At 50.7% G+C, this 22,911-nt stretch carries 23 protein-coding genes; 17 read left to right on the top strand and 6 right to left on the bottom strand.

Annotated elements, in window-relative coordinates:
- Positions 1 to 37: 37 nt before the first annotated feature.
- Entirely contained in the window at positions 38 to 1,990 is a 1,953-nt protein-coding gene (locus AC27K1_RS04570) for a S41 family peptidase (RefSeq protein WP_487148656.1), read from the bottom strand.
- Positions 1,991 to 2,654: 664 nt separating this feature from the next.
- Between AC27K1_RS04570 and AC27K1_RS04565 the strand changes: the two genes are divergently transcribed.
- The 4 genes from AC27K1_RS04565 (at position 2,655) to prlC (ending at position 5,920) form a co-directional block, all read left to right on the top strand.
- Complete coding sequence (locus AC27K1_RS04565; protein ID WP_487148654.1) at positions 2,655 to 2,966, top strand: ArsR/SmtB family transcription factor; 312 nt, start codon at positions 2,655 to 2,657, stop codon at positions 2,964 to 2,966.
- Between the two features lie 2 nt (positions 2,967 to 2,968).
- Entirely contained in the window at positions 2,969 to 3,376 is a 408-nt protein-coding gene (locus AC27K1_RS04560; protein ID WP_487148653.1) for a YeeE/YedE family protein, read from the top strand.
- 9 nt (positions 3,377 to 3,385) lie between these two features.
- Entirely contained in the window at positions 3,386 to 3,829 is a 444-nt protein-coding gene (locus AC27K1_RS04555; protein ID WP_487148651.1) for a DUF6691 family protein, read from the top strand.
- Between the two features lie 63 nt (positions 3,830 to 3,892).
- The gene (prlC, locus tag AC27K1_RS04550) at positions 3,893 to 5,920 is read left to right on the top strand and encodes an oligopeptidase A (RefSeq protein WP_487148649.1); all 2,028 of its coding nucleotides are present in this window, start codon (positions 3,893 to 3,895) and stop codon (positions 5,918 to 5,920) included.
- A gap of 63 nt (positions 5,921 to 5,983) precedes the next feature.
- On the opposite strand, the gene AC27K1_RS04545 is transcribed toward prlC, so the two are convergent.
- Entirely contained in the window at positions 5,984 to 6,904 is a 921-nt protein-coding gene (locus AC27K1_RS04545; protein WP_487148647.1) for a carbohydrate kinase family protein, read from the bottom strand.
- A 120-nt stretch (positions 6,905 to 7,024) separates the two neighbouring features.
- Between AC27K1_RS04545 and AC27K1_RS04540 the strand changes: the two genes are divergently transcribed.
- The 4 genes from AC27K1_RS04540 (at position 7,025) to AC27K1_RS04525 (ending at position 10,201) form a co-directional block, all read left to right on the top strand.
- Entirely contained in the window at positions 7,025 to 7,282 is a 258-nt protein-coding gene (locus tag AC27K1_RS04540) for a YheV family putative zinc ribbon protein (protein WP_487148646.1), read from the top strand.
- Between the two features lie 304 nt (positions 7,283 to 7,586).
- Entirely contained in the window at positions 7,587 to 8,954 is a 1,368-nt protein-coding gene (locus tag AC27K1_RS04535) for a serine/threonine-protein kinase (RefSeq protein ID WP_487148644.1), read from the top strand.
- A gap of 387 nt (positions 8,955 to 9,341) precedes the next feature.
- On the top strand, positions 9,342 to 9,761 hold the full coding sequence (locus tag AC27K1_RS04530) for a hypothetical protein (protein ID WP_487148643.1): 420 nt from the start codon (positions 9,342 to 9,344) through the stop codon (positions 9,759 to 9,761).
- Positions 9,762 to 10,054: 293 nt separating this feature from the next.
- Positions 10,055 to 10,201 carry a hypothetical protein gene (locus AC27K1_RS04525; protein WP_487148642.1) on the top strand — a complete coding sequence of 49 codons (147 nt, stop codon included), beginning with the start codon at positions 10,055 to 10,057 and terminating at the stop codon, positions 10,199 to 10,201.
- Here the strand turns inward: AC27K1_RS04525 and fabG are convergent.
- Positions 10,181 to 10,954, bottom strand: a complete 774-nt coding sequence (fabG, locus tag AC27K1_RS04520) for a 3-oxoacyl-ACP reductase FabG (protein ID WP_487148641.1) — start codon at positions 10,952 to 10,954, stop codon at positions 10,181 to 10,183. The genes AC27K1_RS04525 and fabG overlap by 21 nt on opposite strands.
- Positions 10,955 to 11,619: 665 nt before the next feature.
- On the opposite strand from fabG, the gene coxB reads away from it, so the two are divergent.
- The 4 genes from coxB (at position 11,620) to AC27K1_RS04500 (ending at position 15,964) form a co-directional block, all read left to right on the top strand.
- Entirely contained in the window at positions 11,620 to 12,798 is a 1,179-nt protein-coding gene (coxB, locus tag AC27K1_RS04515; protein WP_487148639.1) for a cytochrome c oxidase subunit II, read from the top strand.
- Positions 12,795 to 14,375, top strand: a complete 1,581-nt coding sequence (gene ctaD, locus AC27K1_RS04510) for a cytochrome c oxidase subunit I (RefSeq protein ID WP_487148637.1) — start codon at positions 12,795 to 12,797, stop codon at positions 14,373 to 14,375. Before coxB ends, ctaD begins: the two co-directional genes overlap by 4 nt.
- Positions 14,376 to 14,402: 27 nt before the next feature.
- Positions 14,403 to 14,954, top strand: a complete 552-nt coding sequence (locus tag AC27K1_RS04505) for a cytochrome c oxidase assembly protein (protein ID WP_395180498.1) — start codon at positions 14,403 to 14,405, stop codon at positions 14,952 to 14,954.
- A gap of 122 nt (positions 14,955 to 15,076) precedes the next feature.
- Entirely contained in the window at positions 15,077 to 15,964 is an 888-nt protein-coding gene (locus AC27K1_RS04500; protein ID WP_487148635.1) for a cytochrome c oxidase subunit 3, read from the top strand.
- Positions 15,965 to 16,052: 88 nt separating this feature from the next.
- On the opposite strand, the gene AC27K1_RS04495 is transcribed toward AC27K1_RS04500, so the two are convergent.
- Together AC27K1_RS04495 and AC27K1_RS04490 are read right to left on the bottom strand one after the other, a co-directional pair.
- A complete protein-coding gene (locus tag AC27K1_RS04495; RefSeq protein WP_487148633.1) occupies positions 16,053 to 17,597 on the bottom strand; it encodes a carotenoid oxygenase family protein in 1,545 nt (514 codons plus the stop codon).
- Positions 17,598 to 17,824: 227 nt separating this feature from the next.
- Positions 17,825 to 18,079 (bottom strand): twin transmembrane helix small protein, encoded by a 255-nt coding sequence (locus AC27K1_RS04490; RefSeq protein WP_246506670.1) that lies wholly within the window; start codon positions 18,077 to 18,079, stop codon positions 17,825 to 17,827.
- Between the two features lie 50 nt (positions 18,080 to 18,129).
- On the opposite strand from AC27K1_RS04490, the gene AC27K1_RS04485 reads away from it, so the two are divergent.
- The 5 genes from AC27K1_RS04485 to AC27K1_RS04465 all read left to right on the top strand — a co-directional run bounded on the left by AC27K1_RS04485 (position 18,130) and on the right by AC27K1_RS04465 (position 22,241).
- The gene (locus AC27K1_RS04485) at positions 18,130 to 18,846 is read left to right on the top strand and encodes an SURF1 family protein (RefSeq protein WP_487148631.1); all 717 of its coding nucleotides are present in this window, start codon (positions 18,130 to 18,132) and stop codon (positions 18,844 to 18,846) included.
- The gene (locus tag AC27K1_RS04480; protein ID WP_487148630.1) at positions 18,830 to 19,450 is read left to right on the top strand and encodes a hypothetical protein; all 621 of its coding nucleotides are present in this window, start codon (positions 18,830 to 18,832) and stop codon (positions 19,448 to 19,450) included. The genes AC27K1_RS04485 and AC27K1_RS04480 overlap by 17 nt, the downstream gene beginning before the upstream one ends.
- A gap of 114 nt (positions 19,451 to 19,564) precedes the next feature.
- The gene (locus AC27K1_RS04475; protein WP_487148628.1) at positions 19,565 to 20,620 is read left to right on the top strand and encodes a COX15/CtaA family protein; all 1,056 of its coding nucleotides are present in this window, start codon (positions 19,565 to 19,567) and stop codon (positions 20,618 to 20,620) included.
- A 72-nt stretch (positions 20,621 to 20,692) separates the two neighbouring features.
- Positions 20,693 to 21,589 (top strand): heme o synthase, encoded by an 897-nt coding sequence (cyoE, locus tag AC27K1_RS04470; RefSeq protein WP_487148627.1) that lies wholly within the window; start codon positions 20,693 to 20,695, stop codon positions 21,587 to 21,589.
- A 7-nt stretch (positions 21,590 to 21,596) separates the two neighbouring features.
- Complete coding sequence (locus tag AC27K1_RS04465; RefSeq protein WP_487148625.1) at positions 21,597 to 22,241, top strand: SCO family protein; 645 nt, start codon at positions 21,597 to 21,599, stop codon at positions 22,239 to 22,241.
- 9 nt (positions 22,242 to 22,250) lie between these two features.
- On the opposite strand, the gene AC27K1_RS04460 is transcribed toward AC27K1_RS04465, so the two are convergent.
- Positions 22,251 to 22,895 (bottom strand): nitroreductase family protein, encoded by a 645-nt coding sequence (locus tag AC27K1_RS04460; protein ID WP_487148623.1) that lies wholly within the window; start codon positions 22,893 to 22,895, stop codon positions 22,251 to 22,253.
- Positions 22,896 to 22,911 lie beyond the last annotated feature (16 nt).

The following is a 22,911-nucleotide window of genomic DNA, read 5'->3' as shown; positions in this document are numbered from 1 at the left end:
ATGCACCTAAGCGATATCTGACATTAGAAGGTTAGGGCTAAAACCAGCCTTTTGAAGCAGTATTTTGTTCCTCATTCTCAGTGTTCTCTTCTGGTGTTTCTGCTGGAAAACGGCACTGACAAACAGACATTTCACCAGGACGTGTTGTCCACCATAGATTAACCCAGCTTCCATCACTGGTTTCACATAAGACGGTGCATTTTTCCTGGGCATCATCATCACCATAAATAGGACCTGCATGGAGTGTACGTATGGTAACGTCATTGGTTTTAATGAAGCCTATGGCGTGCTGGAGTAGGGAATCTTCTGCATGAACAGCCTGAGGTCTGTTCGTATTCAGGTACTGACGGAAAAGGAAGTCATTGACTACGGGCATAATCACCCTGTCCGGCTCAATACCCTGATTGTCGTAGAGTTTGCCTTGTGGTGTGAATGACAGTGTTGTTCCGAGTTTTATATGGGTTCCGCAGGGTAAATCATAGGATTGTGTTGGCGTGTTCCCCCCTCCACTTCTGGTTCCCATGATGGTAATTCCATCCATCCCCTTAAGGGCACTGAGAACATTTTCGGCAGCGCCAAAGGTGTTTTGGTTGGTGAGCACCACAATCATTTCAGGCCGCCTGTATGAGGGCAGAAGATCATCCCAATGGTTAACCAGCTCTAACAGGTTATCGATTATTCTGGCATCTTCAGGTGTTTGAACAGGGTATTCCTGGATCATGCTCCGGAAAAACTGCTGGCGTGGCGACATGACCATATAATGCCAGCGGCTAAAATCTTTTCCGTTAAACCAATTGGCTGGCGGCATGGCTGAAATACTGCTGATATCACCCTGAAAGCCCGCTGTATCGAAGGCTTCAATGGCCTGGCGTTCTGGTTCAGACCAAAAGTCACTATCACTCCTGAATGCAAACTGTCTGGTTAATAGTGTGTTATCAGGATGACCCCATAGGGTTGTATCGCTTTCAGGTAGTCGATAACTCATGACATTAACGACCCTGGGAAGTGAATCCTGGTAAACAAGGAAAGGATACAATGCAATCAAAGCGGTACGACTGCCTCTATTGTTATCACGAAGATCAAGAATCATTCCTTTTTTTCCGGAAGCAGAAGCCATCTGTTGTATCAACATAAACAGCTTGGAGGCTTTATCTTTGTTGGTAGCGTTATACATTTCAGGCAGTGGAACGTAGGCAATATCGCTGTCTTCCAGTGCAGTAACCCTTTTGGTCTCAGGCTCAATATCAAAAAATTGTGCTTTGTAGCCATGATCTTTAGGGCACGCATACATGCCATGCTTCAGGGTGATAAAGTGCTCAGTTGTTTCACCCTCTTCCGAGGCAAGCGTCAGTCGTGCTTTGTCAGACAGGGGTTTGCCAAGTATTTGGCGAGCCTGGTTAATATGCTCAAGCCAGTGTGAAGATACCTGGTAAACTCGGCCTTTGTTGGTGGATGAAACGTAAGGTTCGAGCTTATACAGCCAGTATGCAATCGGGAGGTTATCAATAGCGATCAGGTAGGGATGTTCAGCATCATACAGGGTTTGCTCAATAAACGATTCTTCGTCGTTTGATTTGAGTTCACAATACGACATGAAAACGAATTTAGGATGACTTGCTGGAATAATTTGTAGTATGCCGATGCTCTGTTCAAAAAAGTGGCTTTCAGGTGTTTCTGTTTTTAAATTAAACATATCGTCTACACCGGAATGTGCATCGTGATAAGAGGCAATGATCTTTTGTAACTCAATCCGGTAGTTAACGGTATCGTCAGGAAGCTGGTAGGTGCTCAGGTTATTAAATTGTTTATCGAAATCCCGGTAGGAAAGCGAAGAAAATGAAAACTTGTCTTTTATAAGGTGTTTTATATAAGACGTGTCGTCCGAAATAATACCAGCTAATGATGAGGGTGTAATAGTGATATCATTCCCCATAGAATTGAGTGATAAGAAAAGGCCAAATAATGGCACCCCCATACTTAAACGGCGCATTTCATACCTCCTGCTGAACCCTGTTATGAGGTGTCGCTTTCAATAATTAAAAGGAGTGAATAAAAAAGTCGTAAGGTGCTGGTCATCTTTAACTGGGGGGGATTCTGTTCTTTAAATTAAAGCGCATAGGATGAACCATTCAGTATGCATATTAAGATGTACTAATAAAAATGAAACATAACTTGTCTTCAGGATATAGTTTCATTTTTAATAGCACTGAAATATAGTCACTAAATATTGAATCAGCCAATCTATTTTATCATGTAACAGCTAAACCTTTATATATGAAATTTCTTTTGGTAACTCAATCAAAAGAATAAAATGAGTTTGCTCTCGCTATCATGATGTCTATAGATTTTATGTTGAAACAGACAGATTGTTTCTGAGCTTTGAATGTGACGGGTTCAGGGTGGATCACAACAGTTGTTGGTGGGCTGAGATCACAGTTGTGGTGGATGTATTATGCAACAGAAATAACATGCCCGAGGCCCATTTCATATTGAAAAACTGAATCATAATCTTTATATTAGAATTTGCTAATTTAGCGTTTTCGAATAATTATAGTTGTTATGTTTTTCACTAAAGCTCTTTGTTTTTACTCATACGGTAGTTTCTGCATGCTGGCCTCCCGCATCTCACACCTTGCACAAATATGAATCATTCCATGGAAATGCCTATACAGGTCATGCGCCGTAATGCGCAGAATGCCTCTGCACTGCTCAAGGCGCTGGCCAATGAGAACCGTCTGATGATCCTGTGCCTGCTGGTGGAAGGTGAAATGACTGTTTCAGAGATCAATGCCCAGGTGGATCTCAGTCAGTCTGCCCTGTCCCAGCACCTGGCTGTTTTGCGCAAGGATGGGTTGGTTGCCACAAGGCGGGAGTCACAAACTATCTACTACCGCATTGCCAGTCAGGAAGCCGGAAAAATACTCGAAACATTGCATGGGATTTATTGCGCTTCAGGGGGGAAATAATCATGGCGTCATTCACACCGTTTTCAGGGCTGCTCGGCGGAATGCTGATAGGTCTTTCTGCTGCATTGCTGTTGTGGGGCAATGGCCGGGTGGCAGGAATATCTGGCATTCTCGGAGGTATTCGCCGTCATGATTCGTTGTGGCGTGTTGCCTTTCTCCTTGCGATGGGAGCGGGTGGTATGACTGCACTGGGTTTGTTGGATAAACCGGTTCCAGCACCCGACGCGAGTCCTCTCCTGTTGACAAGTGCCGGGCTACTGGTGGGGTTTGGAACCCGGTTAGGCAGTGGCTGTACCAGTGGGCATGGTGTCTGTGGGTTGGCCAGATTCTCTGTCCGTTCTCTGGTTGCCGTCATGGTGTTCATGGCAACGGCGATGTTGACGGTTTTTGTTGTTCGACATCTGGTGTGAGGTGGAACCATGAAACAGATAGTGATTGCGATACTGTCAGGCCTTCTGTTTGGTGCAGGACTGGCGATATCCGGCATGCTGAATCCGGAGAAAGTGCTCGGTTTCCTGGATATCACCGGTCACTGGGATCCAACCCTGACACTGGTTATGGGGGGCGCGCTACTGGTGAATATTCCCGCTACCCGATGGATTCTCAAGCAGCCTGCTCCAAAGGTGGCGGCCTCCTTTACGTTGCCTTCCCTGAAACAGGTGGACAAGCCGCTGGTCGTTGGCGCTGTAATGTTTGGCGTCGGATGGGGGATGGTTGGATTGTGCCCGGGACCGGCCATAACGCTGCTGGCTGGAGGAAACCTTCAGGTCGTGATGTTCGTCAGCGCCATGCTGGCAGGAGTATGGCTGCAACCGATACTGACAAATTACCTTAAACGGCCATTTCAGTCGGCAGACGCTTGAAAAGCCTGCTCTCCGGCTCCATTGTTTTCTTAGGCATATGCCCATCTACATGAGAGTCGCGACATGATGAACCCGCTGCTGGAAGAACACGAATTACCACCTTTCTCCCGGATTGATGCTGAGCAGGTCGGTCCGGCCGTTGATCAGCTGCTGAGTGATTATCGGACGGGGGTGGAGTCCCTTCTGGTAGAGGGTAAGACATTCGACTGGGTGTCACTGCAACAGCCACTGGATGCGCTTGATGACCGCTTGTCTCAGGCCTGGTCACCGGTATCTCATATGAACTCCGTGGTGAACAGTGAGGCGCTGCGGGATGCCTACAACGCGCAGCTGCCCAAACTGTCTGAACTCACGACCTGGCTGGGTCAGAACACGGCGCTTTATAACGCGTATCAGCAACTGGCTGACAGTGATGCATTCCACACACTGGATACCGCCCAGCAGAAAGTCATCACTAACGCGCTTCGCGACTTTAAACTCGCAGGTGTCGCCCTGCCCGACGATAAAAAGCAGCGCTATGGCGAACTGAAAAAGCGTCTCTCAGAAGTAACCAGCAAGTATTCAGATAATGTGCTGGATGCCACCATGGCCTGGTCCAAACTGATCAGCGATGAATCTGAACTGGCCGGCCTGCCCGACAGCGCCAAGGCCAACGCCCGCCAGCTGGCGGAAGCGAAAGGCAAGGAAGGCTGGTTGCTGAACCTGGAATTCCCAAGCTATCTGCCGGTGATGACATACAGTGATAACCGAGGATTACGGCAGGAAGTCTATACCGCCTTTTCCACCCGTGCGTCTGATCAGGGGCCCAACGGTGGGGAGTTCGATAACTCCGCCCTCATGGATGAAATCGTGGCGCTGCGCCATGAATTGGCTCAATTACTGGATTTCAACAACTACGCCGAGTATTCACTGGCCACCAAGATGGCGGAATCACCCGATAAGGTGATTGAGTTCCTGGAAGATCTGGCTGCACGCAGCAAACCTCAGGCAGAGAAAGAACTGGCGGAACTGAAGGCCTTTGCAAAAGAGGTGGACGGTTTTGAGGACTTGCAGGCGTGGGACGTCGCCTACTATGCGGAAAAGCTGCGCCAACATCGCTACGCCATTAGCCAGGAAGCGTTGCGCCCCTGGTTCCCGGCGGAAAAAGCCATTGATGGCATGTTTTCTGTTACCGGCAAGCTCTATGGCCTGACCTTCCGGGAAGTGCAGGGTGTGGATACCTGGCACCGGGATGTCCGTTTCTACGATGTGATTCGTGACGATGACGTCATCGGCCGGTTTTATCTCGACCCTTATGCCCGGGAACACAAGCGTGGCGGCGCCTGGATGGATGTCTGCCGTACCCGCATGAAATACGATGAGAAGGTGCAGTTGCCGGTGGCGTATCTCACCACCAACTTCACCCCGCCGGTGGGCGACAAGCCTGCCCTGCTGACCCACGATGAAGTGGTCACCCTGTTTCACGAATTCGGTCATGGTCTGCACCATATGCTGACCCGTATCGACTATGCGCCGGTGTCTGGCATCAGTGGTGTTGCTTGGGATGCCGTAGAGCTACCCAGCCAGTTTATGGAGAACTGGTGCTGGGAACGGGAAGGTCTGGCGTTGATTTCCGGCCACTATGAAACCGGCGAGCCCCTGCCGGATGAAATGCTGGAAAAACTGTTGGCAGCGAAGAACTTCCAGTCCGCCATGATGATGATGCGTCAGCTGGAGTTCGCCCTGTTTGATTTCAGAATGCACAAGGAATATCAGCCGGGACTGAGTATTCAGGGCATGCTGGATGATGTACGCAAGCAGGTGGCGGTTATGGTTCCCCCGTCATTCAACCGTTTCCAGAACAGTTTCAGCCATATTTTTGCGGGTGGATACGCCGCGGGTTATTACAGCTACAAGTGGGCGGAAGTGCTGTCAGCAGATGCTTTCTCCCTGTTCGAGGAAAACGGGATCTTTGATCGTGCAACGGGCGAGAAATTCCTTCATGAAATCCTCGAGAGAGGCGGTTCCCGTGAACCCATGGAGTTGTTTGTCGCTTTCCGCGGACGTGAGCCGCAGATTGATGCGCTGCTGAGACACAGTGGCATTCAGTAATCACTAGTTTATTACCATGAGAAAAGGCCAGCATTTAGCTGGCCTTTTTATTGAATGATTGTCTTAAACAGGCGTGATGCCGGGCTCGGGGTAGCTTGCCATAAATCGCTTTATGGTTTGCATATCGGGCAGGCCTGCCCGTGTGCCTTCCCGGGTGCAGCAAAGCGCACCGGCAGCGCTGGCAAAACGCAGATTGTCATGGAGTGGATAGCCGCGGAATAATCCGGTGCAGAAGGCGCCATGAAAAGCATCACCGGCCCCCAGTCCATCGACACAGTCAACGGGCCAGCAGCCCATGCTGCCCTCCTCCCCCAGCCAGTGCCAGATGCATCCCCCACTATCAAGGGTGATGATGGTTTTTGTACAGTGCCGGGTCAGTTGCCTGAGGCCAGCATGCCAGTCTTCAGACTGCATATATTCTCTGACAAAGTCATGAGACGCGATGACTATATCGACCTTGGGGATCAGTGCCAGTCGCCTGTCAGAGAGAAAGCAGGCGTCCAGAATGACCGGAATGTTTCGTTCCCTGGCGGTTTCAATCAGCGCTATAGCAACGTCGAAGGATTCCCCATCAAGCAGAATTAACGATGGCTGGCAGGTCAGCGGATCACTAACCATTGGTGTGTGCGGTGTCTGGTACCAGGAGTATTCTGATTGACCGTTGGCGTGGTTCAGGGCCAGAAAAAGGCTGGGGATGTAATCCTGTTGAACCACCAGTTCCGTATTCACGCCATTCTCATGAAACTCATCCACTTGAAATTGGCTGAAAGGGTCTATGCCCAACCGGCCGGAAAACCCGGTACGTAAGCCCAGCCTGGAGGCGGCTATCGCTGCATTGGCTGCCATACCCCCTCCATTAATCACCATGGATTGGATCCTGTACTGCAGGTCATTGGTTCGAGTGTCGTCATGCTTGATATGCACATCCAGACAGGAATGACCGTGTACCAGCAGTTCAATATCCATCAGGGCGGGAATTGTCATGCAGCGTCTTCATTCGGTTAGTCAGGATGATAGTTATAGACAGTAAAATGCAGTTGGGGCAGGCGGGCTTGAGGCGTAAAATAGTGCACAAATGGCAGTAAAAAAGACAGTCAGGCAAGTATGAGTACCGTGAAACGCTTTATCGCCGGCGCCGTTTGTCCGCGCTGTGCCGCCATGGATCGGGTTTTGATGTATGAAGAGGAGGGGAAGCAGGTCAGGGAATGCATAGACTGTGGTTTTCGTGACGTGATGACTGATGAACCGGAAGCTCAAGAGCTGGAAACCCGTGTTAATCGTCAGAAGCAAGCGCCAAAGCCTACCGAAGCCCAGCCAATCCGGTTCTATCCCAATCCGAAATCATCCTCGAAAAAGGATTAAGCGGATGTTTCCCCTTTCCTGTTGTTGCCTGCTGAGCCCGGGGGAGCTTGTTGGCAATCAGGATTCCGTTGGTCTTGACGGCGGCTATCGCGCATCAAGCACAACAGGGATTTCAAACTGGATGGTGGAAAAATCAACAATAAGGCTACTCAGAAGGTTTACCTGTCCCCGTCCCTGGTATGAATGACCGGGGACGTTAGGGTCCTTTCTTATTTGAAGATCACAAGAAACCTGCCCGGACAATGTAAATAAAATGCTTTTGTGGCCGACCTGTTGAGTATTACTTCCGCAGAAAATAGCCACTATGACGATCATTGATCCTGGTAACAAAAGTTCGGGCGTTCAGAACCAGCCAGCCCATCAACAGGAAACCGATACCCAATCTACGACAACCAAAGCCTTTGGTCGAAAGATGCAGTCGGGAGAAGATAAAAAATTCAAAGCAATCAGCTTGTTATATATGCTCCGTGAATCGAACCTGGGGAGAAAGATCCGCGCCGCGTATAGATCACTCCGGCAGTTGTCGAACCATAGCCTGAAGCCTGCAAAGAAAGCTCGCAGCGTAATGCCGGAGTATCAAAATAAGGTGAGAAAAGCACCCAGTATCCAAGATTTCCAGAAGGGGGAAGAACTGGATAAAGGGGCGTCTGGCCACGTTTCTTCAGTAAAACGACAGACTCAATCACATCCAGGTCATGCGCCAGACAAACTGGAAAAAAATTATGTTGTGAAAACCCAGTTGTTACAGGTAGAGGAAGATATAGACGACGTTAATATGGAGGTTGGTTTACAGCAAAGTATTCCCTTTGCCCCGGGGGTAACAGGATATGGGGTAACGGTTGGCGCTGATGGTCTGAAATACCTTACGACGATAATGGAGCACAGGGGAACACAACTGGCAGAATTGATTTATGGTAATGAAAAAGATAAGGAGGAGATCAGCGTTACACCAATAAATGACACCCTTGCCCGTTCCATTGCACGACAATTTATGGAACAGCTTAAGCTGTTGCACCGGGAAGGTATTGCCCACAGGGATATAAAGCCTGAAAACCTGCTGGTTGATCACAGGGGGGTAGTCACGATAGTAGATTACGGTGAGGCACGACAAGAAGCGAATGCCAGGTTACCGCTCTATTCCGGCAGGTATGGAACGCCTGAGTATATGGCGCCGGAAATCGTGAGTGATAAGCCATATACCGCTGCTGTAGATGTATGGTCGTCAGCATTGATACTCTATGATTTGTTAACAGGTCATTGTCCAGATAATCTGTTTACGCGTAAGGGACCCCACTATATTTTCAATCCTGCCAGGTATGACCAGTTTATTGATAAGATTAAAAACCATGAGAACCTGTCAGCGCATGCCAAGGATTTAATCATACGCATGCTGGCTTTTAACCCTGAAGAGCGACCGTATGCTGAAGAGATATTGCAACACCCCTTCTTTGCCGAAAGCGAGTCCATTGAACGAGCGTCTTATCCTGAGTTGCAGGCCCGCCACATAAAAGCTATGAGTGACTTGGCAAAATACGAAGACATGAAAGCCAGCATCAAGGCCAGAAAAGCAAAATCAGGCACTCTTTCTCTGAAAGAAGTGAAGAGTGAGATAAAAAGGCTGCAAGATGAAGTTCGCAATCTGCAAGATGCTATGAACACTAAATCAGAATAACAGGATGCATTTGGTTCGATTAGCGATGACTTTTTGAAGCCGATCACTGACGGTCTTGCCAAGTGTGATATGTCCCTTCAACCTGGTATCAGTCACGTGATGGTTTAAGCATATAGCGGCAGGTTGAGAACACGGCTTTCATCGCCTTTCAGGCACAATGGTGCGCTGGCGGGAGCTTGCCAGGATTCCATGGCTGTGATTGTTTCGCCGGTCTGGCGGAGGCTGTCGCAAAGAATGATCCGCAAAAAAGAATCATTGAAAACAACAGAAGAAAATCTGAGGGATTATTGTTTTTATCCAACATTTTTATGCGGTTAATCAGCCATATTTGGTCTATAGTGTGGGTCGACTGGTTGTGCAAGAATCAAGAAAGTGAAGGAATCCAATATGCATTATGATTCACGACTTGATGACATTGAGCGGCGGTTAACTGTAGTGGAAAACTATCAACGTACGTCGGCAGAACCGTTGAATGATACTGTGGAATATCAGCGGGAAACCATGCAGCGTCTGGAGCGTAATTATGGCCATATCCTGCATATACTGGAACGGCAGAGCGCAACGTTGGCCAGCCATGATGAACAACTGGCCAGCTTGAACAGTGATGTCTGCATCCTCAAAGCCGATGTGGATGCCATGAAAACGAATGTTTCTACACTCGAAAAACGGGTTGAGCAGGGGTTTACCGGCGTAAAAGCGGATATTGCAACGCTGAACAGTGATATTACCGGTATTAAGTCTGATATTGCGGTATTAAACAATGACATCACTGATATCAAGGCGATGCTGGTTAAGCATTTAAAATAATGTGGTTTATTTTCCGGTTATTTCTGATCGTATCTGTCTTGTTTCGGTTATCCTCTCAATCTGATCGCTTGCGTGTGTTTTAATACCAGCGATCATTTTCATTGAAATTACGGTATTTCATTTTCTAAAATTTTTCGGCAGCAACGACTTGCTTGAATGCTCTCTGTTATTTCCCTGAGAATTGTCGGTGACGAATGGATGTCCCTGGCATCATCTAACGTGGATGACGGGTCATTTCAGGCGGAACGCCAGGAACGCAATGCCGGTTTAACATCGAACAGTGACTGCTGTTGATGGAACTGGATTGGGAAGATGGCCTGTGGCGAACGGTGCTGGTGGAGCGTATGTTGCGTAGCAAGGGGACGATTTTCAGCCTGATCCGTCATGCGGAGCGCTGTGCGTTGGTTGCTAAACCCCCGTCACGTCATGGCCTCCAGTGATTCGGGGAGTACCTGACCGCCATCAACCACAATTGTCTGGCCGGTGATAAAACCAGCCTCATGTGATGCAAGAAACAGCGCGGCATAGGCAATATCGTCGACCGATCCCAAGTGCTTCATCGGGATAGCGGCTGTCATGGTAGCCATGTAATCGTCTGTCTGCGCGGCCATGCTTTCGGTGACAATATTGCCAGGCAGGATGGCATTTATCGTAATGCCGGTTGAGGCCAGCTCGACGGCTGCGGTACGCATGAAACCGAGCATGGCGGCTTTGCTGGCGCCATAGTGTGACCAGCCGGGATAACCGGTGATAGGCCCGGTGATCGATGAGGTCAGAACAATGCGCCCCTGGTTCGACTTTTTCAGTGCCGGCAGTGCGCTGTTCACGGCGTGGAACATGCCTTTGGCATTGACGTCCATGACCGTGTCCCAGTCTTTGCCAGTCATCTGACCCAATCTTGCGCTTGGGAATATGCCGGCATTGCAGCAGAGAATGTCGAGACCACCAAACCGATCTACGGCCTGATCAACCGCAGCCTGGATTGCGTCAGCATCAGTGACATCAGCGCAGAAAAAGTCAGCGGTGCCTCCGGCTTTCTGGATGCTTGATACCGCGTCACGCAACAAGGTTTCACTGCGCGCAACGAGGAGTACCTTGCACCCTTTTTCCGCGAACACGTTGGCAATCCCTTTGCCGATACCTTTGCTTGCGCCGGTAATCAGTACACTACGACCAGAGAGTGGGGTCAGCATGTCTGCAACCTGTTCATGGATGAATCGAAGAAACCTCAAATAAAGCAGCTTTTTTCATGACTGCCAGAATGGCGTGGTAGCAAACCGTAATGACCTGAAAAACAGGCAAAATATTATATACGCAGTGTTATTAGCTGTTTGCTTTTGTTTGTGCTTGTTGTTTAATGAAAGTGCAGTTCTATACTCAGTGGCATTTGCTGTATTCAAGACTGAGGGATCAGGCGCATCGTTGTATACGTTGTGACGTTTGATGTAGTGGTAATGCCGTATTCGCCTTTAGGGGATGAAATAAAGTGTGTAGTAACTGGTCGCTGGTAACCGGTGTGCTGTATGGACCGAACACGGGCTGGCTGGTCGAAGTCTTAACCCTTGATAGTTGAAGTGCTGTAACGGTCGGTGGCCGCCTCAGCCGTCATTACCTTTCTGAAACGCAATGTATCCTTGTGGCACGGTTGTGTCGCGCATACGTTTGCCCTTCCCTGCCTGAATCAGCCCTAAGCCCTGAGCGGTGCTGGCGCGTGTCACAGGAGTGTCCCGTCCAGTGCCTGGCACCATAAGAACAAGAATGCCGTAGTCACTGCAGCTTGTTTGTCCGGCGCACCAGGGTTCGATGTGCGCGCAAACAAGTCGGTGGCGGAACCGATTAGTCAGAGGAATCTAAGGGAATGAGGTTGCGCACACATAAGCTGTTCCTGCTTCTGGCTGGCCTGATGTCGACCGTGACAGCGAGGGCTGACTGGACTGTAAACATGACCGAAGGGGTGACCAGTCTCAGTCGCTCCATCTACAGCCTGCATATGACCATCTTCTGGATTTGTGTGGTCATCGGTGTGCTGGTTTTCGCGGTTATGTTCTGGTCGGTCATCTTCCATCGCAAATCCCGCGGGGCCAAGCCAGCTGAATTTCATGAAAGCACGTTGGTCGAGATTCTCTGGACCAGTGTGCCCTTCGCCATTCTGGTGGCCATGGCCATACCGGCGACAAAAACGCTCATTGAAGTGTATGACGCGGATGACGCCGAGGTGGACATCAAAATCACCGGTTACCAGTGGAAATGGCAATACGAATACCTGGATGACGATATCGGTTTCTTCAGTAACCTGAAAACCGGTAAAGAGCAGATTTATAACCTCAGAACCAAAGATCCTGAATACCTGCTGGAAGTGGATGAACCCATGGTGGTGCCGGTGGGGCGGAAGATCCGTTTCCTGGTCACAGCTGCGGATGTTATCCACGCCTGGTGGGTGCCGGCGCTGGCTGTGAAGAAAGATGCGATTCCAGGCTTCATCAACGAAGCCTGGACCAAGATTGATGAGCCGGGCATCTACCGCGGGCAGTGTGCAGAACTCTGCGGAAAGGATCACGGCTTTATGCCGATTGTGGTCGATGCAAGGTCAGAAGCGGACTATCAGACCTGGCTGGATGAGAAGAAAGCCGAAGCCCAGAAAATCCGTGAGCTGACCAGCAAGGACTGGACCCTTGAGGAGCTTGTGGCCCGGGGAGAAGGTGTCTATACCAAGGTATGCGCCGCCTGTCATCAGCCGAACGGGAAAGGCATGCCGCCGATGTTCCCGGCACTGGATGGCTCGGATATGGCCGTCAACCCGGCTCGGATGGTCGAGCATGTGGACATTGTCGTGAACGGCAAGAAAGGCACGGCGATGCAGGCGTTCGGTGGTCAGCTGAGCGAAGCGGATCTTGCCGCGGTCATCACCTATGAACGGAATGCCTGGGGCAACAAGACCGGCGAAATGGTCACACCCAAGGCGATTCTGGATTACAAGCAGACCGGCAAGCTGCCGGAAGTACACGCCGGTAAAGCACCGGAAGGAGGCAGCATATGAGCGCTGTGATTGACGATCATCAGGATCATCATCATGGTCCTGCCAAGGGGTTTATGCGCTGGGTTCTGACCACGAACCACAAAGACATCGGCTCCATGTACCTCTGGTTCAGCTTTGCCATGTTCCTGTTTGGCGGTTCCATGGCGATGGTGATCCGGGCGGAACTGTTCCAGCCGGGCATGCATATTGTTGAACCGGCCTTTTTCAACCAGATGACCACCATGCATGGTCTGGTGATGGTCTTTGGTGCGGTTATGCCAGCGTTTGTCGGGCTGGCAAACTGGATGATTCCACTGATGATCGGGGCGCCGGATATGGCGCTGCCCCGGATGAATAACTGGAGCTTCTGGATTCTGCCCTTTGCGTTTGCCTTGATGGCGAGCACGCTGTTTATGGAAGGTGGTGGTCCGAACTTTGGCTGGACGTTTTATGCGCCGCTGTCGACGACCTATGGTCCACCTTCTACGACCTACTTCATCCTTGCGGTTCATATGATGGGTATTTCCTCCATCATGGGGGCGATTAATGTTATTGCCACCATCCTGAACCTGCGGGCGCCGGGCATGACGCTGATGAAGATGCCGCTGTTCGTATGGACCTGGCTGATTACCGCCTACCTGCTGATTGCCGTTATGCCTGTGCTGGCCGGTGTGGTCACCATGATGCTGATGGATATCCATTTTGGCACCAGCTTCTTCAATGCCGGTGGTGGCGGTGACCCGGTATTGTTCCAGCATGTGTTCTGGTTCTTCGGGCATCCCGAGGTCTATATCATGATCCTGCCTGCGTTCGGGATTGTGTCTGCCATTATTCCTGCCTTTGCCCGTAAGCAGTTGTTTGGCTATACCTCGATGGTGTATGCGGTGGCCAGTATTGCGTTCCTGTCATTCATTGTCTGGGCGCACCATATGTTTACCGTGGGGCTGCCGCTGACCGGTGAACTCTTCTTCATGTACGCCACCATGTTGATCGCCGTCCCAACCGGGGTGAAGGTGTTCAACTGGGTAGCGACCATGTTCAGAGGTTCCATGACCTTTGAAACGCCAATGCTGTTTGCGACGGCCTTTGTCGTGCTGTTTACCATCGGAGGCTTCTCCGGCCTGATGCTCGCCATTGCACCAGCAGATTTCCAGTATCACGACACCTACTTTGTGGTGGCGCATTTCCATTACGTGCTGGTTCCCGGCGCTATCTTTGGCATTTTTGCCGGTGTGTATTACTGGCTGCCGAAATGGACAGGCCACATGTATGACGAAACACTGGGCAAAACGCATTTTTGGATGTCTTTCATCGGCATGAACCTGACCTTCTTCCCCATGCATTTCCTGGGACTGGCGGGGATGCCTCGGCGGATACCGGACTACAATCTCCAGTTTGCTGATTTCAATATGATCGCGAGTGTCGGTGGCTTCCTGTTTGGTACCACCCAGCTGTTGTTCCTGTTTATCGTGCTCAAATGCGTACGCAGCGGGAAGAAAGCACCGGCTAATCCTTGGGAAGGCGCTCACGGACTGGAATGGACCGTACCCTCACCGGCGCCTTACCACACGTTCAGTACGCCACCGGATGTGAAATAAGGTTCAGGATTCAGGGAGGTTAAGGGAATGGTGTTACAGGGGGCACAAAAGACCGTTATCAAGGCAACGCTTACAGCCGTTGCGATGTTTGGTTTTGGTTTTGCGATGGTGCCCCTCTATGACGTGTTCTGCAAAGTAACCGGTCTGAACGGGAAAACCAGCGATACGCCCTATGAATACCGGGCTGAAGCCGCCCGGGTTGATACGTCCCGGACAGTGACCATCCAGTTTGTCAGCACCAATAACGCCAATATGAGCTGGGCTTTCAGTCCGAGTATCAGGAAGGTTAGCGTCCATCCGGGTGAGGTGGCGGAGCTGAGCTTCAACGTCCGCAACCCGACCGGTCAGCGGATGATCGGTCAGGCAATTCCCAGCGTAACGCCCTTTGATGGCACCGATTTCCTGCACAAAACCGAATGTTTCTGTTTTACCACACAGCCGTTGGAAGCGTTTGAAGAGAAGAATATGCCGCTGAAAATCATTATTGATCCGGCATTACCGCGGCATATCAAGAAATTAACCCTGTCATATACGCTGTTTGATGTGACAGACATGTACGCAGCAGCGGGCACGCCATGAAGGCTCGCAGGCTAATATTGCAGTAATACAGACACACAATTTGCAAGGGACAGCCGGGCTGTAGTCCTAACCGATCACGCCGCTGCCACTGCCGGGAGCGACGTAAGGAAAGGGGATAACAGATGGCAGCAGAAGGTAACTACTATGTGCCGGCCCAGAGCAAGTGGCCGATCGTCGCAACAATCGGCCTGTTCCTGACGCTGGTCGGCATGGGCATGATGATGAATGACATGTCCGCCGGCGTGAAGGATTCTTCGGCACATTTTGTCTTCCTCGCGGGTTCGCTGATACTGGCTTATATGTTGTTTGGCTGGTTCGGCAATGTGATTCAGGAATCGCGCGCCGGACTCTACAGTGACCAGATGGATAGGAGTTTCCGCTGGGGAATGGGCTGGTTCATTTTCTCGGAGGTCATGTTCTTTGCCGCCTTTTTTGGCGCTCTTTTTTACGTTCGAAATTACAGCGTGCCCTGGTTGGGTGGCGATGGGGATAAAGGCCTTTCCAGCATGTTGTGGCCTGATTTTGTCTCGCAATGGCCTTTGATGAGTAACCCGGACAATGAAACCTTCAAGGGACCCGCTGAGATCATACCGGCAGCAGGATTACCCTTGATCAACACGATCCTGCTGATCACCTCCAGTTTCACTGCAACCTTTGCGCATCATGCTCTTCGAAAGGATGAGCGTAAGAAGACCAAGATTTGGCTAGGTTTAACCCTCGTATTGGGTTTTTCGTTTTTGGTGTTGCAGGCCATGGAATATATTCACGCCTATGAAGAGTTGGGCCTGACCCTGGCTTCAGGTATCTATGGTTCAACCTTCTTCATGCTGACCGGCTTTCATGGTGCGCACGTTACGCTCGGAGCCATCATGCTTACCGTGATGCTGGTCAGAATCATGAAAGGCCACTTTACACCGGATAACCATTTTGGTTTTGAAGCAGCGTGTTGGTATTGGCACTTTGTGGATGTGGTCTGGATTGGGCTGTTTATCTTCGTATACATATTCTAGCGTTTTTGATCGGACGTGATATGACGTCCGATCTACCCACCAAACGATAGCGAATCACATGTAACTGATCGTATACAACCTTGTGTGGTTATCCAGAATAATGTGAGTGGAACTTCCCATGTAATCCCAATGGCATGGCATAAGGCAGAACGGCTGTGGCCACTGGGCCTGCATCAATCGTATTCGCATCAAATACATTGAGTATTGTGGACTGGTTCTTCCAGTCATGTGCTGTACCTAATACCCAGCCATCCATTTCCGGAACACTCCCCGTCTTTCCAACAAACAGGTGCTCTTCAGGGATTTGGTGATCAGGATAGCGATAACGCAACTGTCTGCCTGTTGCCATATCCAGCGTAAACACTTCATTAAAAAAATGATGGACAGGTGGATGGTCAGCAACAGATGCAAGCATCAGCAGCCGGTGATTACGTGAACAGCTGATTCGAGGATCAATAACAGGAAATTCGGTATTCAAATACGGTTCAAATATCGGTATTTCTTGAATGGTCCAACGCCTGGTATCAATTCGATACTGATGATGTCGACTGGGTACGCCAGCCGTTATTTCTCCCCGCATAATATTCCTGAAAACCTGCGTCATGGATACAGGGCTTGCACTTCGTGCGCCATCGAAATAAATGACTCCATTGCTATCTTCCCAGCCATTACCAAAGTGATAGACCCATTGACTGGGCAGCTCCAGCCAGCGATAGCGGGAAAAGTCATCTTTATCAATAATCAATACACGGGTTGGCAATTCTGGTTGCCATTGATGGGCATCCAGAAATGAAGAACCTTCAAACAACGTTTCCCGCATGAAATGAAAAGGTGGCATCAGTAGCACGATGTGTTTTGATGTCACCACAAAATCATGGGGCATGCTGATTGGGGAAGCCGTTATCTGGCCCATTTTGACCAGCTTGCCCTTTCGATCGATATGCCATAGCACTATCACTTCACCCAGGGAAAAATAGCCAAAATTCCAGAGGGTGCCATCGGGCTCAACCCGTGGATGGGCAGAAAACGGTATCCCTTTACTCTCGGGTGAGAACGCGTGACAGCCTTTTGTTTTCAGGGTGTCTGGATCAATGTCCCACGGACTACCAGCCTCCCATAGTGCAAGCAGTTTGCCATGGTGCCGTAACAGGCTGATATTAGCAGTATTCATGCTATCGGGGCTCGATAGAGGAATAGAACCTTTGGGAATAGTGGACAGCCCCGGGAGCAAGGCTCGGCCTGCTTCCATCTCCGCCTGATATTTGTGCGTGGCAATCATCCTTGCGTTGTGGGTAATCCCATGGTCATTTATGTGGTATGCCTGGATCATCCCATCTCCGTCGAACCAGTGATGATAGCGGAAATTGCCAATCTCATGGCGGGCTGGGCCATTACGATAGAGGCAGCCTCGCAAATCCCTGGGCCATTGTCCAAAGCATTCTGTATGGCATGCAAGCGTTTCGCAGTTAATTGACTGATAGGCTGAAAGCCACGGTTTATTTTGTTTTTGTATTAAAAATTCCGTACGCCAAGGGTCATCATCTTCATTAACAGAAGGGAAAAGCGGAATCGGTAAGGAGGCCAGAGCAAAGCCACTCGCTCCGCTGGAGAGAAACTGCCTGCGACTATGCATGAATCGTCATGCTTAAAATGCAAATAACATGCGAAAACTAGCAACCAAACGGGTTTTGCACAAATGCAAATTAATGGTCAATTCAGGTTACTTGTGCAGGATGGCAGCACTATGAAGTGATTGAAGGAGAGCTATACCTAAAATGCAACGGGTCGTCCCACCGTTACCCATGGGCATGAGACATTGCCATCGCTATCCACACACCACTATAAGACATGCAAGCTGAGTCAGCGATACAGCCACGGCGCTGATACCTCCAGTTGCCCACTCATGTGGCCATAGACAATCAGGGCGAGTATGATGGCTGAAAGGGTGACTCGGGTTGTCAGCGACCAGACCAGCCGTGGTGAACCGCTCCGGTCCTTGATCAGGAAGTAGAAACCACTGGCCAGGCTGCCGATGACAGCCAGAAGAAGAACAACAATAATCACTTTTAACCACATGTCGGCGGGCTCGCTGATCTCGACTCCAGAGACCAGCATAACAGGCCTGCGGCGGGAAGGCAGTATGCCGCCACCGACGCGCAGTGCAGATGATGTGGAACTTTAAAACGAAACTCGTCTTACTGATGCTGTTGCTGTTTCCCCTGCTCACGAGCCTGGGGTTCTGGCAGTTGAGCCGCTATCAGGAAAAGCTGGATCTGGAAGCGCAGCTGGCGGCGCGCCAGCAATCAGAGCTTCATTCCCCCGGCACCCTCCGAACGCTGGATGATCCCCGTTTTTACCGTCTACAGGCTGAAGGCCGTTACCTGGACGATCAGACCTTTTTGCTGGATAACCGGATTCACCTGGGACGTTCCGGCTATCATGTGATCACCCCGTTTATGACCCATGGCGGACAGTTGATGCTGGTTATTCGCGGCTGGCTGGCAGGTAGTCCGGATAAAACGCAGATTCCCATGATTCCTCGTATACAGGGCAATAATGTCCTTGATGGTCTTGCCTGGCAGCCTGCTGGAAAGGCGTTTTTACTGGGCGAGGATCACTGGGCAGACAGTTGGCCCAAAGTCATTCAGGCGCTGGATATCCAGCGGATGGGAGAAGCTCTCAAGGCCGTGCCGGAAGCCTGGTTTATGGTGCTGGATGAACAGCAGCCCGGCAGCCTCACCCGTGATTTTCACCCGATCAACATGCAACCCGGCAAGCATCTGGGATACGCCATTCAGTGGTTCCTGATGGCGCTGGTGATGCTGGGGATTGGCGGTTATTACCTCAAAACGGCAGGACGCACACATGACAAAGGACACTGAACAGCCCATGGTTTCGACGACCGAGCAGCAGCCAACCGGTAATCGCGGGCGGCTACAGGCGTTATTTATCCTGATGCTGCCTGTTACATTAATGGTGCTGGCAACCTGGATGTATTACGCCGGTGTCTGGTTGCCAAGCGGGCGCGTCAATAATGGTGAGTTAATCATGCCTCCTGTGAACCTCAGTGCAATGGCAGCGCAGGATGAAACAGGCCATTTGCTGGATGTTGAGTCGCTTGATGGTGAATGGGGGATGCTTATTCTTGCAGGCAGCGACTGTACTGAATCCTGTGCTAATGCCCTTTATCTCAGTCGACAGGTACATATTGCTCTGGGGCGAAATGTGACCCGTATGAACCGGTACCTGATTGGTGAAGGGATTGCTTTATCGGATGAGCAGAAGCGTGAACATCCGGGTTTGAAAACACTGAAAGCAGATCTGGCAGCGGTTAAAAAGCAATTGCCTGCTTCCGTCACTGGTGAGAATCCGATTCTGCTGGTGGATCCACTGGGCAACATCATGATGCACTATGGACCAGACCATACGGGCAAACAGATACTCAAAGATCTCGAAAAACTGTTGAAGGCCAGCAAGATTGGCTGAAGAATAGAAGAACTATGTCGTAAAGGCAGTCCGGCATCCGTTACACGCTAAAAGCAACTATAACAATCGGTGTAACTGCGAAGGATACGCAGTCGAGACCAGGGAGAATGCCATATGACAGTAGCTCCACAGCAGCGACGTCTGTTTATCTTATCGCTTGTCGCCACCTGTCTGTCCGTTGTCGTCGTTGGTCTGGGGGCCTGGACACGGCTGGTGCATGCAGGACTCGGTTGTCCTGACTGGCCCGGTTGTTATGGTTTCCTCACCGTGCCTGACGAAGCGCACGAAATTGCTACCGCACAAGCTCGCTTTCCAGATGATCCCGTGGATATCTTTAAAGGCTGGGCGGAGATGATTCACCGTTATGTGGCTGGCACATTGTTGCTGCTGGTTGCTGCTATTGCAGTGTTTGCCTGGCGGGTCCGGAAACAACCCATAGAACAGCGTCTTCCATTGAAACTGCCCCTGTTTATCCTGGGATTGATTATCTGTCAGGCGTTGTTTGGTATGTGGACGGTCACCCTGAAACTCTGGCCGCAGGTTGTCACCGCCCATTTGCTGGGTGGGTTTGCCACGCTAAGTCTGTTAATGCTGTTGACGTTGCGGCTCAGCCCTCTTTCGGCGAAAACCTTGTCAGGCCCACCCGTCACCACACTGAAACGGTTGGGTGGTGTGGCACTACTGGTGGTGATTGTTCAGATCTTTCTTGGAGGGTGGACCAGCTCCAATTATGCGGCGCTGGCCTGTCCGGATTTTCCCACCTGTCATGGTGTCTGGCTGCCGGAGCTGGATTTTGCGGAAGGTTTTGACCTCGCTCAGTCGATTGGTCCGAATTATCTGGGCGGGCAGATGGACAGTGCAGCCCGTACAGCGATTCATTTTGTCCACAGGATAGGCGCCGTAGCAACGACGGTGATTGTGCTGCTGATGATTGCTGCGGCATTTTTATGGCTGCGCAGGAATCCCATGAATGATAAAAGTCTGCCGTTCTTAACTGCGCTGGTCACTATTGCGCTTGGCGTACAGGTGGCTTTGGGGATCAGTAATATTCTGTTTTATCTACCGCTGCCCGTTGCTGTAGCCCATAACCTGGGCGGCGCATTTCTTCTGGCGACGATTATCGCCTTTAATTACCGGCTCTCTGCCGTGAATCGCAACACAGTCGTTTAGTTGAGAGGAAGAGAAATTCGGCAATATTCCTTACAAAAATGGCATGGAAGTGACTATAAGAAAGGGGATGTTATGACGACAAACAAACTTGAGCTGGCAGCCCAACCGGCTGGCTGGCGTGACTACCTGGAACTGTGCAAACCGAAAGTTGTCGCACTGATGCTGCTGACGGCGGTGATTGGTATGTGCCTCGCAACATCGGGCATGGTGCCGCTGGATATTCTGCTGTTTGGCAATGTGGGTATTGGGTTATGTGCCGCGTCCGCCGCGGTGATCAACCATATCGTTGACCGCCGTATTGATCTGTTGATGGCGCGAACCCACAAACGCCCGGTAGCGACGGGTAAAGTGGAGCCTGCCGCAGCGCTGACCTTTGCGTTGGTTATCGGCGTGCTGGGTATGGCTGTTCTGATCACCATGGTAAATGCGCTGACAGCCTGGTTAACCCTCGCGTCACTGGTGGGTTACGCGGTGATCTATACCTCGATACTCAAGCGTGCTACACCTCAGAATATCGTGATTGGCGGGATTGCCGGCGCCGCCCCTCCTCTGCTGGGCTGGACAGCAGTGACCGGAACTTTCGATGGTAATGCACTGCTGCTGGTATTGATTATCTTTGCCTGGACACCACCACACTTCTGGGCGCTGGCCATTCACCGCAAAGATGAATACGCCAAGGCGGATATCCCGATGCTGCCGGTCACCCATGGTGAGCAGTACACCAAGCTGCATATTATGCTTTACACCATTGTGATGCTCCTGGTTAGCCTGCTGCCCTTCCTGACCGGAATGAGCGGTTTGATTTACCTGACCGGTGCAACCGTCCTTGGACTGCGTTTCATGTATTGGGCGACGGTTCTGTATCGCGGAACGCGCAAGCATGCCGCCATCAAGACATTCCACTACTCCATCACCTATCTGATGCTACTGTTTGTAGTGTTGCTGGTGGATCACTATTTGCCGTTGTGAGGATGCCATGACGAAATCAGTCCGAATGACAGTGTTTGCCCTGCTGGCGGTTGTAGCGGTCATTCTGGGGCTGACATTCAACAAATTTACGCAGTCCCCGCTGCTCGACAGGGAAAAGTTGCGTGATGAGGGTGTTTTTATCTTTGAAACGCCCCGCACCTTTTCCATGGCGCCACTGGTCAATCATGAGAATCAATCCTTCTCTGTGGATAACATGAAAGACCACTGGACGTTGCTCTATTTCGGCTTCACGTTCTGCCCGGATGTCTGTCCGACGACGCTGGCTAAATTAAATGAACTGAGTCTGGAACTTCAGGAACTGAACGGAGAGTTGGGCAAACGCTTCAAAGTGGTGATGGTGACCGTCGATCCCCAGCGGGATAATCCGGCTAAGCTGGCGAATTATGTACCCTTCTTCAATCGGGATTTTGTGGGTGTTACCGGAGATATGGCCAACATCTATGAACTGACGCGGCAGTTAAATGTGGCTTTTACCCCGGTGGGTGATACATCAAAAGATGACTATCTGGTTGAGCACAGCGCGAATGTGGTGCTGGTCAATCCAAAGGGGGATTATCATGGTTTTATCCGTCCCCCTCTGGTGGCCGCTCAGCTGGCGAAGAATCTGCAAACGGTCGATCGTGGTTTTTAAGTGTGACTGTTAGCGGATTTCGGTCACAACCTGTTCTTTCGGGAATCGAACTTTAGGAGCCTGGGAGGGATGATTGAAGTCCCCTTCTGCATGATTGCCCACAAGTCCCAGCACAACACTGGTCAGCCCGCGCGCTTTCAACCCCATCAGTTCATCCAGCATTTCGGTACTGAAACCTTCCATCGGGCAGGCATCCAGATCAAGGATCGCGCAGGATAACAGGAATTGGCCAAAGGCCAGATAAACCTGCTGTTTAAGCCATTGGCTGCGCTCTTCCGAGGGTTTGCCGGAGACAAAACTGGTGAGCATGTTCAGCCGTTCTTCGTTGATTTCCATACCACGAACACCGGCTGTCAGTTCTTCAATGGCATGGACATCGTTTTCATCGAACTGGGTTTTCGCGCAGAACACAAACAGGTGCGATGCATCGCAGAACTTGGGCTTGTTGTTATCCCAGGCGGATTCCGCCAGTCTCGCCCGTTCGTCCGGATTGGAAATCACAAAGAAGTGCCAGGGCTGGCTGTTGATAGAAGAAGGCGCTAAACGCAGTGTTTCAATCAGCGTCTGAATTTTCTGCTCGTCAGCCGGCCAGTCCGGGTCGAAGACCTTGGTGGTGTAGCGGTTTTCTAAAATCGTTCTCAGCGTATCGTTCATGGTGAAAATCCTGATC

Source organism: Kistimonas ophiarachnellae (genome assembly GCF_057552235.1).
The sequence above is the reverse complement of the archived record's forward strand: the minus strand, read 5'-3'. Positions and strand labels throughout refer to the sequence as shown.